Origin of the sequence: Nocardioides sp. GCM10023255, from assembly GCF_042653125.1 — a bacterium.
Classification (GTDB): Bacteria; Actinomycetota; Actinomycetes; order Propionibacteriales; family Nocardioidaceae; genus Nocardioides.
The window spans coordinates 413,887-427,455 of sequence record NZ_JBHSHU010000010.1; the positions used below are offsets into that span (position 1 = coordinate 413,887).

A 13,569-nucleotide genomic window follows, 5' to 3' on the forward strand; every position below is an offset into this window, starting at 1 on the left:
AAGACGGGGGACCGAGGGTGTCCTTCCTAAGATGTGCACGGAGGTACGCAGCCATTCCCGCAAACGACTCAGGGGGAGCCGCGTGGTGCTGGAGCCGATACCGGAGACCTGTCAGGCGATCGAGGAGCTCGAGCCTCTCGCCGACGACGACGTGCTGAGCCGGCTGTGCAGCATGGGGAGCCGGGTCCGTGAGATCGTGCCCGACTGCCTCGGGGTCAGCCTCGCCACCCGCCAGCACGGCGTGACGTTCCTGCTTCTCGCCTCCCGGACCGAGATCGCCGTCCTCGACGCCTTCCAGCAGCAGCCGGGCAGCCCCGCCCCGGAGGTCGTGCCCGACACCGCTGACCCCCTCGACGAGCACACGTGGTGGCTCGGCGGCCGGGCCACCGCCGCCAGCGGTGTGGCCACCACCCTGACCCTGCCCATCGTGGACGCCGGGACCGTGACCGGCAGCGTCAACCTGTACGGCGGTTCGGTGCACGCCTTCGACGGCCACCACGAGCAGCTGGCCGAGGTCTTCTCGGCCTGGGCGCCCGGCGCCGTCAGCAACGCGGACCTCTCCTTCGCCGCGCTGGGGCAGGCGCGCGAGGCACCGTCGCGACTGCGAGCCGAGGCGAGGCTGGCCGCCGCCGTCGGGCTCCTGGCGGGGTACCTCGACATCACGGTCGAGCACGCCCGGCGCCTCCTGTCCCGGGCCGCGCGTCGGGCGGGCATCGACGAGGTGCAGCTCGCGGAGGCCCTGCTGGGACTGGCGCAGGGCGGCTCCACCGACTGAGTCGTCATCGGTGATTCACCCCCGCGGGTGGTTTGTGGGACCACCTCGCGGGCCACGATGAAGTCGACTCCGACAGTGGTCGAAACATCGCGCCACCGGACGCATTCCCAGCAGTGGGAGGTGTTTCTCGGTGCAGACCCCCGATACCGAGCTCCACGCTCAACGACGACACGACCAGGGATCGCGACGCGCCACACGGCGAGCCGACACGGTCAAGCTGCTCAAGGAGGCCTCGAGCACCGACTCCGCATCGGAGCGGGCGAGACTGCTCGACGAGGCGATCCGGCTCAACCTGGACGTCGCCGGTGACATCGCCCGTCGCTACCACGGGCGCGGCATTCCCGACGACGACATCGACCAAGTGGCGAACCTGGGACTGGTCAAGGCCGTGCACGGTTTCGACCCCTCCCGGGGCAACGACTTCCTCAGCTACGCCGTCCCCACCGTGCGCGGGGAGGTCCGTCGCTACTTCCGCGACTGCGGGTGGACGATCCGCCCGCCGCGGGTGGTGCAGGAGATCCAGACCCGGATCGCGGACGCGGAAGGAGCCCTCTACCAGCAGCTGGGACGCTCGCCGCGGCCGAGCGAGATCGCCCGGCACCTGGGGATCGAGCCGGACGTGGTCCGTGAGGCGTTGGCCGCGAACGGCTGCTTCACCCCCTCGTCCCTCGACAGCGTCGGCACCGACGGTGAGGCCCCGGGCAGCCGAATGGGTGGCGCCGATCCCGGCTTCGACAACGTCGAGGCGCGAGTCGTGCTCAAGAGCCTGCTGACCGACCTCACCCCCCGCGAGCGCCGGTTGCTGGAGATGCGGTTCTTCGGCGGCTGTACGCAGGCCGAGATCGGCGCCGACATAGGGGTGACGCAGATGCAGGTCTCGCGGCTGCTCAGCCGGTTGCTCGCCCGCCTCCGTGAGCGCCTGGAGTCCGAGCACGTGGGCGGGGCTGCCTGACACGGCACCCCTCGAGACCCCCGAGCCGTACCCCAGAGGTCCCGAAGTTCCCCGTCGGTGTTTCAGTGCTTGTCGGACAGGGAAGTTCGTCCGTGAAGAGGGACACTGGGTGTCAGGCACGGACGTAGGAGGAGCGACTGATGACCGTCGGTCCGGTGCGGCTGGCCGTCGTCGGGGCCAACGACATCGTCTCGAGGGGTGTCGCCGCGCTCGTCGCAGAGTTCCCCGGCCGGGTGCGGCTCGTGCCGTACCCGCCGGACCCCGAGGGCGCCGACCCGGACGTAGTCCTGTACGACGTGGTGCACCTGCACACCGGTGACGGCCACGACTTCGACCTCCTCGTCAAGGAGACGTCGGCGGCGGTGCTGGTGCTCGCCCGGGAACCCAGGCCGGACCTCACCGCCTGTGCGCTGGCCCGCGGGGCTGACGCCTGGGTGTCCCTGGAGGCGAGCAGCGACGAGCTGCTGCAGGCCGTCGAGTCGGCCGCGGCCGGTGGTCCCGACGAGGTGTCCGCCGTGCCGGCGCCCCGGTCCGCCATGCGCCTCCCCTCGGGTGTCAACCTGTCCGCCCGCGAGCTCGAGATGCTCGTGTGCATCAGCGAGGACCTGCGCAACAGCGAGATCGCTGAGCGCTTCTACCTGAGCGTGAACTCGGTCAAGACCTACATCCGCAGCGCCTACCGCAAGATCGGCGTCAACAACCGTGCCCAGGCGGTCCTGTGGTGCGTCCAGCACGGCATCCCCCAGCAGCATCCGCGTGACGCGAGGGCCGACATGGGTCGCCCCTGAAGCGGGTACCGGCACAGGACACCGCGGCCCCTCGGCCGCGAAGACTGTGTGGAGGGAATGGCTTCATGAATCTGGACACGGTGGTGCTCGACGTCGACGGCACCCTGGTCGACTCGGTCTACGTGCACGTGGCCGCGTGGCGGGCCGCGTTCGCCGAGGTGGGCGTCGACGTGCCGACCTACCGGATCCACCGGGCGATCGGCATGGGTGGAGACCGGCTGGTCGGTGAGGTGGCCGGCGCGGCGACCGAGCGTGCCGTGGGAGACGCCGTGCGCGAGCGACACGGTCACCACTTCGAGGAGCGGTTCGGCCAGGTGACGGCCCTGGACGGGGCCGCCGATCTCCTGCAGCTGCTGCGGGAGCGGGGCACGACGGTCGTGGTGGCCAGCTCCGGCGAGCAGGAGCAGACCGACCGGCTGCTCGAGCTGGTCGGCAACGCCGACCTCCTCCACGAGCGGGTGTCGGGATCAGAGGCGGAGAGCAGCAAGCCCGCCCCCGACCTGATCGAGGTGGCTCTCGAACGAGTGGGCGCCGACAGCGCCCTGGTGGTGGGCGACGCGGTCTGGGACGTGGAGTCCGCGCGGAAGGCAGGCGTCCCCTGCGTCGGTCTGCTCACCGGTGGCTTCTCCGCCGACGAGCTGCGCGAGGCGGGCGCGGCCGAGGTCCTGGCCACGCCCCGGGACCTGGTCGAGCGCTTCGACGAGGTCGTCGAGCGCGTGCGGGCCCGCAGCACCTAGACCCGGTCCCCCCGCACGTCGTCGACCCGGACGCGGGCGTTCGCGCGGGGCATAAGGTGCCTTGTCGTGGGAGGAGACCCGGCTGTGCCAGACCCGAGACGTCGTACGCCGCGCACCGACAGCGTGCTCACCGACGCCCGTGTCGAGGCGGCAACGGCTCGGCTGGGTCGGGCCCGGGTCAAGGCCGCCGTCGTCGAGGCCCTCGAGGCCTGCCGCCAGGGCCGCGTGCAGCCCGAGGACGTCGTGGCCGAGGCGTTGGCAGCGCTGCCCCGGAGCAACGCGTCCCTGCGCCCGGTTGTCAACGCCACCGGCGTCGTCGTGCACACCAACCTCGGCCGGGCGCCGCTCTCCGCGGCGGCGGTCGAGGCCCTGACGACCGCCGCCGGGACGACCGACGTCGAGCTCGACCTCGCAACCGGACGACGCGGGTCGCGCGGTGCCGCCGCCCTCGCCGCGCTGGCGGCGGTCGTGCCGGCCGCGGGCGGCGTCCACGTGGTCAACAACGGTGCCGCGGCCCTCGCCCTCGTGACCTGCGCCCTGACGGCAGAGTCGGACGGTCCGCGACGCGAGGTCGTCGTGACCCGCGGCGAGATGGTCGAGATCGGCGACGGGTTCAGGATCCCCGAGCTGCTCGAGTCGGTGGGCGCCCGCCTGCGCGAGGTCGGCACCACCAACCGGGTCCATCTCCAGGACTACGCCGCCGCGGTCGACGACCGGACCGCCTTCGTGCTCAAGGTCCACCCGTCCAACTTCCGTGTCGAGGGGTTCACCTCCAGCGTCCCCGTGGCCGAGCTGGCGCGGCTGGCCGGCGAGCGTGGCGTCCCCCTCGTGGTCGACATCGGCTCGGGACTGCTGGCCTCGCACCCGCGCCTTCCCGACGAGCCCGACGCTGCCTCCTGCCTGGCCGCCGGCGCCGACCTGGTCACCGCCTCGGGCGACAAGCTGCTGGGCGGGCCGCAGTGCGGGCTCCTGCTCGGCCGCGCCGACCTCGTACAGCGCCTGCGGCGGCACCCCCTCGCCCGTGCCCTGCGAGTCGACAAGCTCACCCTCGCCGCGCTGGAGGCCACGCTCACCGGCCCGGCTCCTCCGGTCGTCGAGGTCCTCGACCGACGCCCCGACGCGCTGATGGCCCGGGCCCGGCGACTGGCGCTCGCGCTCGGCGCGGCGGCCGAGGCGGTGCCGTCCGAGGGGGCGGTGGGCGGCGGCGGCGCCCCCGGGGTCGTCCTGCCCAGCGCCGCCGTGGCGCTGCCGGCCCGGCTCGCCGAGCCGCTGCGGCTGGGGCCCACGCCGGTGGTCGGCCGGGTCCGCGAGGGCCGGCTGCTCCTCGACCTGCTCGCTGTGCCGGACCAGCAGGACGAGATCGTGCTGGAGGCCGTGCGACGCGTGCTCGAGCAGGCCGATCCGGACACCGGAGGGCGGGACACCCCCGGACGGACGGCCTGACGTGCACGTCGTCGCGACCGCGGGCCACGTCGACCACGGCAAGTCCACGCTCGTCCGGGCGCTCACCGGCAGCGACCCGGACCGGCTCGAGGAGGAACGCCGGCGCGGGCTCTCGATCGAGCTCGGCTACGCGTGGACGGCTCTGCCCGGCGCCGACGGTCGCCCGCCCGTCGACGTCGCGTTCGTCGACGTGCCGGGGCACCAGCGCTTCGTCTCCACCGCGCTCGCCGGCGTGGGCCCGGTGCCGGTCGCGCTGTTCGTGGTCGCGGCCGACGACCCCTGGATGCCCCAGGCCGCCGAGCACCTGGCCGCTCTCGACGCACTCGGCGTCAGCCACGGCGTCCTGGCCGTCACCCGCTGCGACCTCGCCGACCCTGCGCCCGCGCTGGCCCGGGCCCGCGAGGAGCTCGCTCGCACCAGCCTGCGCGAAGCACCCGCGGTCGTCGTGAGCGGCCGCACGGGCGCCGGGCTCGACCGGTTGCGCGCCGTGCTCGCCGAGGTGCTGGCCGGCGTACCTTCCCCGGATCCCGGGGCCGACGTCCGGCTGTGGGTGGACCGCCGGTTCACGGTGCACGGCACCGGGACCGTCGTCACCGGCACCCTGACCGCCGGCACCGTCGCCGTCGGCGACGTGCTGGCCGTGGGTGACCGGCCTGTGCGGGTGCGCGGACTCGAGTCGCTCGGCCGGCCGGTGCAGCGGGCCAGCGGCGTCGCCCGGGTCGCGCTGGACCTCGGTGGTCGCGCGCCGGAGGCGCTGACGCGCGGTTCGGTCCTCACCACCCCGGACGCCTTCGAGCAGACCAGCCTGGTCGACGTCGAGCTGCGGGGCGGTGGCGACGCGCGGCTGCCGGAGCGGCCGGTGCTGCACGTGGGCGCGGCGAGGACCGCCGTCCGGGCCCGGCCGCTGGGCGCGCACCACGCCCGCCTGGCCCTCGAGCAACCCCTGCCGCTGCGGGTCGGCGACCGGGCGATCCTGCGCGACCCGGGGAGCAGGACCGTGTGGGGCGTGCGGGTGCTGGACCCGGTCCCTCCAGCCCTGGGGCGGCGCGGTGCCGCGGCCGCCCGCGCCGCCGAGCTCGCGACGTACGACGGCACGGCGGCCGGCCGGTTCGCCACCCGCGACCTGGAGCGCCGCAGCCTGCTGCGGCGCATCGGCGTGGACGACGCGACCCTGCCGAGCGGGACCGTGGCCACCGGCGACTGGCTCGTCTCCCCGGCCGGCGCCGACCGGCTGCGCCGCGAGCTGGTCACCGCGGTCGAGCGGCTGGCGACCCCACTGCAGCCCGGCGTCCCGGAGCGGGCCCTGGCGCGCGAGCTGGGACTGCCCGATCCCGGGCTGGTCGCCGCGCTCGTGGAGCGGCCGCTGCGGATCGAGCACGGGCGGGTCCACCACCGCTCCGTCAGCGACCTGCCGCCCGCCCTGGCCGCCGCCGTTGACGCGCTGCGCGCGGACCTGGCCGACGCGCCGTTCGTCGCGCCCACCGCCGACCGTCTCGCCGAGCTCGGCCTCGACCCGCGCTCGGTCGCCGCCCTGCACCGCTCGGGCCACCTCCTGCGCCTCGCCGAGGGCGTGGTGCTGCTGCCGGGTGCCGACCTCCGGGCCACGGAGCTGCTCGCCGACATCCCCCGGCCGTTCACCGCGAGCGAGGCCCGCCAGGCGCTCGGCACCAGCAGGCGCGTCGTCCTCCCGCTCCTGGACCACCTCGACCGGACCGGACGCACGGTGCGGCTGCCCGACGACCGCAGGCGCCTGCGCGGTCCGGTGGATGACCTGGCTGGGCATCACACCTAGCCGTTGGCGAGCGCTGCGGCAGCGACGCGAAGGTCCGCGACGAAGTCCGCGTAGTCCTGCTCCCGCTGCCGCGACCGGAGCACCGCCGACCGGTGGGTCGTGGCCACCACCCACTCCGGCGCGGACGCCACCGCACCGGCTCCGGGGAGCTCCCCGGGCCACGGGCGGAGCTCGCCGCGCGCCTCACCGACCCGGAACGTCGAGCCGTACAACGCCTGTCCTGCGGTGCCGCCCAGCACGACGAGTCCCGTCGGTCGCACCACCGAACAGCTCGGCGACCAGCCACGGACCGCAGGCGGCGACGTGGACCCGGCTGGGTGACGTGTGGATCCGCTGCTTGCCGCGCGTGCCGGACCAGCGGAAGTGCTTGACGACGTTGGTGCGGAAGACCCGGTCGGGCTCGATCCCGGCATCCTCGAGCGCCCGGTCCAGCAGCCGCCCGGCGGGTCCCACGAACGGCCTGCCCTCGACGTCCTCCCGATCACCGGGCTGCTCCCCCACCACCATCAGGTCGGCACCGGCACGTCCCACGCCCATGACCGCCTGCGTGGCGCCTCGATGCAGCTCGCAGCCGCGGCACTCCTGCATCGGCTCGGTGAGGGCTCGCAGCGACGGACGCGCGGGCACCCACCGTGCTGCGCCAGGACGGTCCTCGCCCAGGGCCACCTCGCTCGCGATGCTCCACCCGACGCGCTCTCGTACCCACGCCCTCTCCCGGCATGTGGTCACCGGTCGCGGGTACCTGCCCCTCGTGGAGGTCGACGAGCTGCTCCGGGAGCACGGCACGACGTACGCCGAGCAGGCGGGCATCACCCTGCGGAACAAGCCGGCACCGCTCTACCAGCTGCTGGTGCTCACCACCCTGTCCTCGATCCGGATCTCGGCCGACACGGCCGCCGAGGCGGCCCACGAGCTGTTCCGGGCCGGCTGGCGCACGCCGGAGCGGATGCGCGCCTCCACCTGGCAGCAGCGGGTGGACGCACTCGGCCGCGGGGGCTACCGGCGCTACGACGAGAGCACCGCCACCTACCTCGACGACAGCGCCACGATGGTCCTCGAGGAGCATGGCGGCGACCTGCGCGGGCTCCGGCGAGGCCGGTCGGGGACGACGGCCGACCTGGCCGAGGCGCTCCAGCGCTTCCCGAGGGTCGGTCCCACCGGCGCCTCGATCTTCTGCCGCGAGGTCCAGGCCGTGTGGCCCGAGGTGGCCCCCTTCTTCGACCGCCGGGCGCTGGACTCCGCTCGCGAGCTCGGCCTGCCGACGGACCCCGAGCGGTTGGCCGCCCTGGTGCCGGCGCACCAGGTCGCGGCCCTGTCCGCCGCGCTGGTCCGGCACGGGCTGCAGCGCGGGCGGGGAGCCCGCAGGAGCTGACTGCCTAGGCCGACAGGCCCGGCCCCTCGTGCGCCTCGTTGGCCGCCCCGCAGTTCGGGCAGACCACGACCGCGTCGACGATGTCCTGCACGCCTCGGGCCCCGCGGACGAGCAGGAAGGTGCAGTCGCCGCAGATCAGGTCGACGTCGCCGAAGCTGATGAACAGCGGGCCGATCCGGTCCTCGTCGAGGCGGCGGATGACCGGACGAACGTCCGGCACCGCGTCGGGCACGACACGCAGCAGCTCGTAGGGCACTCCCCCACGATCCGGGGTCGTCCCCACAATTGACTAGGGACCTATGGCCCTGACAGGTCAGCCTGCCGGCGTCGGCATGAGCCGATTGTGACAGGGGTCTTGGGGAGACGGCCGTGCCCTCACCCCGGCTGGGGGACGTGTCGCACCCGGCGGCGTACCTAGCGTGGCGGCATGGCGAGAGCGGACCAGCAGACCGGCCGTTGGTGGCACCTGCGGTGGGGCGACCTCGGGCGCGGCGCCGCGGCGCTGCTGGGCTCGGCCCTCGGCCTGGGGATCGCCTCGTGGGTGGTGCCCGACTTCGACATCGGCGGCGTGGAGCGGGCGGTGGTCGGCGCGGTGCTGATCGCCGTCGTGGGCGCGGTCCTGCGTCCGGTCCTGGTGCGCCTGGCCGTCCTCCTCGGCTGGGTGGGTGCAATCCTCATCGGGCTCACCGGCCAGGCGATCGTGATCTGGCTGGTGGTCTGGGACTTCTCGGGCGAGCAGGACAACCCGGCGTTCCTGTCCGTGTTCGTCGCCTCGTGGATCGTCGCGGGCGTCTCGACCGCGCTGGTCTGGGTCGCCACGGCCGGCACCGACGACGCCGTCACCGCGGGTCTCCTGCGTCGCGCCCGGAGGTCCCGGCCGCCCGTGCTCGACGACCCGGACCTGCCGGGGGTCGTCTTCATCCAGGCGGACGGGGTGCCCTTCCCGGTGCTGGAGTGGGGGGTCCGGGCCGGGACCCTGCCGACGCTGTCCCGCTGGGTGCGCAGCGGGAGCCACCGGATGGCCGAGTGGCGCCCGAAGCTCCCCGCCACGACCCCGGCCAGCCAGATGGGCATCCTGCACGGCACCATCGACGGGATCCCCGCCTTCCGCTGGCTGGAGCGCAGCACCGGGCAGGTGCTGGTGGCGAACAAGCCTGCGGACGCCGCGGTGATCGAGGCCCGGCACTCCGACGGCCTCGGCCTCCTGGCCGACGACGGGGTCTCGGTCAGCAACCTCTTCACCGGCGACGCGCCCACGGCGTACGCCACGATGAGCGCGGTCCACCGCACCCGCGAGACCAAGCACGCGCGCTTCGCCCTCTCCACGTTCCTGGCCCGGCCGGACGGGATGGCGCGCAGCCTGTCGCGCACCGTGAGCGAGATCGTCCGCGAGCGCTTCCAGTCCTCGCGCGCCCGGCGCCGGGACGTGCACCCGCGGGTGGCCCGGCCGTGGGGCTTCGCGTTCGAGCGGGCCGCGCTGAGCGGGGTGCTGCGCGACCTGAACACCACCCTCGTGGCCGACTCGATGCTCCAGGGGCGGCGGTCGGTCTACGTGGACTACGTCGACTACGACGCGGTGGCCCACCATGCCGGCCTCATGCAGCCGGAGTCCCTCGCCGCCCTCGAGGGGATCGACGCGGTGATCGGCCAGCTCGAGCGGGTGGCGGCGGTGGCCCCGCGCACCTACCACTTCGTGGTGCTCTCCGACCACGGCCAGTCGCAGGGCGAGGTGTTCGCGTCGCGGTACGGCGAGGACCTCGCTGCGCTGGTGCGACGCCTCAGCGCCCTCGACGTGCTCGGGGCCGAGGAGAACGCCGAGGCGAGCGGGTCGCTGAACTCCGTGATGGCCTCGACCGGCGGCACCGACACCGTCCTCGGTCGGGCCCTGAGCCGGGCCTCGGACCGCCTCTCCGAGCGGAAGCTGGAGGTGCACCAGCCGGCCGTGGGCAAGGAAGGCGCCGCCGGGGCCGAGCCCGCAGCCGGAAGCGAGCCGGACGGGGACGGCTTCGTGGTCTTCGGCTCGGGCAACCTCGGGCTCGTCTACGTCGCGGGCGAGAAGCAGCGGCTCACCCTGGACCAGCTGACCGAGCGCTTCCCGGCGCTGCTGCCCGGCCTGGTGACGCACCCGGGCATCGGCTTCGCCGTCGTGGACACCGCCGACCACGGTCCCGTGGTCCTCGGGGCCCGCGGCGAGCACCGGGTCCGCGAGGGGGTCGTGGTCGGCGACGACCCGCTGGCTGCGTACGGCCCGGAGGCCGCGGAGTTCGTGCTGCGCGCGGCGAGCATGGACGAGGCGCCCGACATCTACGTCAACAGCCTGGTCGACGACCTCGGGGAGGTGGCGGCGTTCGAGGGCCTGGTCGGCTGCCACGGCGGGCTCGGCGGGTGGCAGGACCGCGCCATGGTCGTCTGGCCGGCCGAGCTCCCGCCGCCCGGTCCGATGGTGGTCGGTGCGGACGCGATGCACCGGCTCCTCGTCGGGTGGCTCGAGCACCTGGGCCACCGCGGGAGCCTCGGGGCGCGCGAGACGAGCACGGCCCCGGCACGGACGCCCTGAGGCCCGACGCCCTCGCGGGTCAGGTGCGGTCGTACCGGTTGAAGAGCTTCGACTCCGGGTCGTCCGGGTGTCCGGCACTCCCGCCGAGGAACGAGGTCCCCCGACGCTTGCGGTCCACCCACAGCGCGGAGCCGAGCAGCAGCAGTGCCACAGCCAGCGTGAAGAGCACGAACATGACGCCTCCAGTGGGCCGGGCGGCTCGGGACCTCCCGGCCACCCCTCCATGCTCGGCCCGGTCCGGCCGTGGTGTCGATGGCCTGTCTGGGCGAAGTCCCGCTGGTGCCGGCCGGTGCCCGGGCGCATGCTGAGCAGGTGGACGAACGCGAAGCCGCCCTGGCCCGGGCCGAGGACCACGCACTGACCTGGCTGGCCACGCTTCGGGACCGTCCGGTGGCAGCCCGGGCCGACGTGGCCGAGGTCGTCGCCCGGCTGGGCACCGAGCTCCCTGACGGCCCCACCGACGCCGACCAGGTGGTCGACCTGCTGGCCGGGGCCTGCGAGCCCGGCCTCACCGCCATGCCCTCCGGCCGGTTCTTCGGATTCGTCATCGGCGGCTCGCACCCGGCCGCGCTGGGCGCCGACTGGCTGGTCAGCGCCTGGGACCAGAACGCCGTGCTGCGCGCCGCCACCCCGGCGTACGCCGCCGTCGAGGACGTGACCAGCACGTGGCTGCTCGACCTACTCGGGCTCCCCGGGCAGAGCGCGGTCGGCTTCGTCACCGGCGCCACGACCTCGAACCTCACCTGCCTGGCCGCGGCACGCGACGAGGTGCTGCGCCGGGCCGGGTGGGACGTGGCGCGCGACGGCCTCACCGGCTCGCCGGGGGTCCGCGTTCTCGTGGGTGCCGAGCGCCACGACACGGTCGACGTGGCGCTGCGCTACCTCGGCCTGGGCGTGCCGGAGGTCGTGCCCGCCGACGACCAGGGCCGGATCGACCCCGACGCCCTGGCCGCCGCGCTGGCCCGTGGTCCGGCCGGCCCCACGATCGTGGTGCTGCAGGCCGGCAACGTGCACTCGGGCGCCTTCGACCCCTTCGGCCCGACGATCGCCGCCGCGCACGAGCACGGCGCGTGGGTGCACGTCGACGGCGCCTTCGGCCTGTTCGCGGCCGCCTCCGCGCGGTACCGCCACCTCGTCGAGGGGTACGACGCCGCCGACTCCTGGACCACCGACGCCCACAAGACCCTCAACGTCCCCTACGACTGCGGGATCGCGATCGTCCGCGACGCGGCCTCGCTGCGGGCGGCGATGGGCATGCACGGCGACTACCTGATCCAGGACGCCGAGGGCGATCCGTTCGAGAAGGTGCCCGAGACGTCGCGCCGGGCCCGGGCGGTGCCGGTGTGGGCGGTGCTGCGCGCCCTCGGGCGCGCCGGTGTGTCCGAGCTGGTCGACGGGTTCTGCCGCCACGCCTGCGACTTCGCCGCGGGAGTCGCCTCCATCGACGGCGCCGAGGTGCTCAACGACGTGGTCTTCACGCAGGTCTGCGTCGCGTTCGGCAGCGACGAGCGGACCCACGCCGTGGTCCGCGGCGTGCTCGAGGACGGTACGTCGTGGATGAGCGGGTCCCGCTGGCGCGACCGGGCGATCGTGCGGATCTCGGTCAGCAACTGGTCCACGACCGACGAGGACGTCGAGCGCAGCCTCGATGCGCTGCGACGGGTGGCGGCCGCGACGGGCGAGCCGGGCCTCAGCCCCCGAGGGTGAAGGCCACGCGACGGTTGGCGACGTCGGCCTCGGCCAGCCGCACCGACACCTGCTCGCCGAGCGGCAACGGTGCCGGCGAGGTGACCGGCGCCTCGATCGCGGGGTCCTGGACGGTGACCACGCCCCGGGTGCCGTCCTTCTCGGCGACGTCGACGACCACCCCCTCGAAGAGCTGACCGACACGGTCCTTGAGGACCCCGGCCTCGACCAGGTCGAGGACGGCCGCTTCGTACTGGTGGGCCCGCCGTCCTGAGTCCTGCAGCAGGCCGGGCAGCAGGTCCAGCTCCTCGAGCACCCACGTCGGCACCGGCTCACCGGCACAGAGGGACACGCAGATCTCGCCGGCGTACCGGTCGCCGAGACGACGCAGCGGCGCGGTCACGTGGGCGTACTCCGCCGCGAGTGCGGCATGCCGCGGAGCGGCCGGCACCTCGCCGTCGAAGCCGACGTACCCGCTCCCGCGCAGCAGCCGGGTGCAGGCCGTGACCATGGCCGCGTGCAGCGGCTTCCCGGGGTCGAGGGACCGGATGAACTCGGGGTAGTCCTGCTCGGCCGGCCAGTCCAGGCCCAGCGCCCGCGCGGTCCGGTGCAGCCGCTGCACGTCACGAGGATCCGGGGTCGGCAGCGTCCGCAGCAGGCCGACCCGTGCCTGCACCATCAGCGACGCCGCCCCGAAGCCGGTCAGCAGCGAGAGCTGGGCGTTCCACTCCTCGACCGGGAGCAGTGTGCGGTACTCCAGTCGCCACACGTCGTCGGTGACGTCCACCTCCTGCTCGGGCAGCGGCAACGAGACCCCGCCGCGCGCGGCCTCCCGCGCGAGACGAAGCGGGCCGACCTCGGCCAGCAGCGCCAGGGACCCGTCGGCGTTCCCCTCGTCGATCAGCCGCTGCGCACCCTCGTAGTCCAGCCGCGCGGTGGAACGGACCCGGGCGCGCTCCACGCTCACCCCCGTGCACTCCCCCGCTGCGTCCACCCGGAGCGTCCACAGCAGCGCCGGCCGCACCTGGTCGGGCAGCAGCGATGCGGCGTCCTCGGAGAGCACCGGCGGGTGCAGGGCGACGCGCGAGTCCGCGCCGTACAACGTCTCGCCGCGGCGGTGCGCCTCGACGTCGACCGGGTCCCCGGGCGTCACGAACGCGGCCACGTCGGCGATCGCGTAGTGCACGACGTAGCCGTCGCCGTCGCGCTCGAGGTGCAGTGCCTGGTCGAGGTCCAACGAGCCCGGCGGGTCGATGGTCACGAACGGGATGTCGGTCCGGTCGAGGTCGGGCATCCGCGGGCGGTCCGCGGCGCGGGCCGCGGCCCGCTCGACCTCGTCGGGGAAGCGGGGCGAGACCCCCAGCTCGTCCTGGATGTGGCGGATCCCGGAGCGCAGGCTCTGCGCCGCCACGCCCTCGTCGGCGGACCGGACTCGCACCACTCGGTTGCTCGGCATGGCAGGCACCC

14 protein-coding genes are annotated in these 13,569 nt (G+C 74.5%); 9 read left to right on the forward strand and 5 right to left on the reverse strand.

Annotated elements, in window-relative coordinates; all coding sequences use genetic code 11:
* Positions 1 to 82: 82 nt before the first annotated feature.
* The 6 genes from ACFO9I_RS18640 to ACFO9I_RS18665 all read left to right on the forward strand — a co-directional run bounded on the left by ACFO9I_RS18640 (position 83) and on the right by ACFO9I_RS18665 (position 6,487).
* Positions 83 to 775: a hypothetical protein gene (locus ACFO9I_RS18640; protein WP_379183573.1), complete on the forward strand. Its 693-nt coding sequence runs from the start codon at positions 83 to 85 to the stop codon at positions 773 to 775.
* A 130-nt stretch (positions 776 to 905) separates the two neighbouring features.
* Complete coding sequence (locus ACFO9I_RS18645) at positions 906 to 1,727, forward strand: sigma-70 family RNA polymerase sigma factor (protein WP_379183575.1); 822 nt, start codon at positions 906 to 908, stop codon at positions 1,725 to 1,727.
* A 140-nt stretch (positions 1,728 to 1,867) separates the two neighbouring features.
* The gene (locus ACFO9I_RS18650) at positions 1,868 to 2,515 is read left to right on the forward strand and encodes a helix-turn-helix transcriptional regulator (protein WP_379183577.1); all 648 of its coding nucleotides are present in this window, start codon (positions 1,868 to 1,870) and stop codon (positions 2,513 to 2,515) included.
* A gap of 65 nt (positions 2,516 to 2,580) precedes the next feature.
* Positions 2,581 to 3,252: an HAD family hydrolase gene (locus ACFO9I_RS18655; protein ID WP_379183579.1), complete on the forward strand. Its 672-nt coding sequence runs from the start codon at positions 2,581 to 2,583 to the stop codon at positions 3,250 to 3,252.
* 84 nt (positions 3,253 to 3,336) lie between these two features.
* A complete protein-coding gene (gene selA / locus ACFO9I_RS18660; RefSeq protein WP_379183581.1) occupies positions 3,337 to 4,695 on the forward strand; it encodes an L-seryl-tRNA(Sec) selenium transferase in 1,359 nt (452 codons plus the stop codon).
* Position 4,696: 1 nt separating this feature from the next.
* Positions 4,697 to 6,487, forward strand: a complete 1,791-nt coding sequence (locus tag ACFO9I_RS18665; RefSeq protein WP_379183582.1) for a SelB C-terminal domain-containing protein — start codon at positions 4,697 to 4,699, stop codon at positions 6,485 to 6,487.
* On the opposite strand, the gene ACFO9I_RS18670 is transcribed toward ACFO9I_RS18665, so the two are convergent.
* Together ACFO9I_RS18670 and ACFO9I_RS18675 are read right to left on the reverse strand one after the other, a co-directional pair.
* Positions 6,484 to 6,699 (reverse strand): hypothetical protein, encoded by a 216-nt coding sequence (locus tag ACFO9I_RS18670; RefSeq protein WP_379183584.1) that lies wholly within the window; start codon positions 6,697 to 6,699, stop codon positions 6,484 to 6,486. The genes ACFO9I_RS18665 and ACFO9I_RS18670 overlap by 4 nt on opposite strands.
* Positions 6,671 to 7,114 carry a uracil-DNA glycosylase family protein gene (locus tag ACFO9I_RS18675; RefSeq protein ID WP_379183586.1) on the reverse strand — a complete coding sequence of 148 codons (444 nt, stop codon included), beginning with the start codon at positions 7,112 to 7,114 and terminating at the stop codon, positions 6,671 to 6,673. Before ACFO9I_RS18675 ends, ACFO9I_RS18670 begins: the two co-directional genes overlap by 29 nt.
* A 49-nt stretch (positions 7,115 to 7,163) precedes the next feature.
* Here ACFO9I_RS18675 and ACFO9I_RS18680 point away from each other — a divergent pair, with 49 nt between their 5' ends.
* The gene (locus ACFO9I_RS18680; RefSeq protein WP_379183587.1) at positions 7,164 to 7,859 is read left to right on the forward strand and encodes an endonuclease; all 696 of its coding nucleotides are present in this window, start codon (positions 7,164 to 7,166) and stop codon (positions 7,857 to 7,859) included.
* Between the two features lie 4 nt (positions 7,860 to 7,863).
* On the opposite strand, the gene ACFO9I_RS18685 is transcribed toward ACFO9I_RS18680, so the two are convergent.
* Positions 7,864 to 8,115 carry a hypothetical protein gene (locus ACFO9I_RS18685; RefSeq protein ID WP_379183589.1) on the reverse strand — a complete coding sequence of 84 codons (252 nt, stop codon included), beginning with the start codon at positions 8,113 to 8,115 and terminating at the stop codon, positions 7,864 to 7,866.
* A gap of 171 nt (positions 8,116 to 8,286) precedes the next feature.
* Here ACFO9I_RS18685 and ACFO9I_RS18690 point away from each other — a divergent pair, with 171 nt between their 5' ends.
* The gene (locus ACFO9I_RS18690) at positions 8,287 to 10,416 is read left to right on the forward strand and encodes a phage holin family protein (protein ID WP_379183591.1); all 2,130 of its coding nucleotides are present in this window, start codon (positions 8,287 to 8,289) and stop codon (positions 10,414 to 10,416) included.
* A 19-nt stretch (positions 10,417 to 10,435) separates the two neighbouring features.
* Here ACFO9I_RS18690 and ACFO9I_RS18695 read toward each other — a convergent pair whose 3' ends face one another.
* Positions 10,436 to 10,591, reverse strand: a complete 156-nt coding sequence (locus ACFO9I_RS18695) for a hypothetical protein (protein ID WP_379183593.1) — start codon at positions 10,589 to 10,591, stop codon at positions 10,436 to 10,438.
* 137 nt (positions 10,592 to 10,728) lie between these two features.
* Here ACFO9I_RS18695 and ACFO9I_RS18700 point away from each other — a divergent pair, with 137 nt between their 5' ends.
* On the forward strand, positions 10,729 to 12,123 hold the full coding sequence (locus ACFO9I_RS18700) for a pyridoxal phosphate-dependent decarboxylase family protein (protein WP_379183595.1): 1,395 nt from the start codon (positions 10,729 to 10,731) through the stop codon (positions 12,121 to 12,123).
* On the opposite strand, the gene ACFO9I_RS18705 is transcribed toward ACFO9I_RS18700, so the two are convergent.
* Entirely contained in the window at positions 12,107 to 13,558 is a 1,452-nt protein-coding gene (locus tag ACFO9I_RS18705; protein WP_379183597.1) for an RNB domain-containing ribonuclease, read from the reverse strand. The genes ACFO9I_RS18700 and ACFO9I_RS18705 overlap by 17 nt on opposite strands.
* Between the last annotated feature and the right edge of the window lie 11 nt (positions 13,559 to 13,569).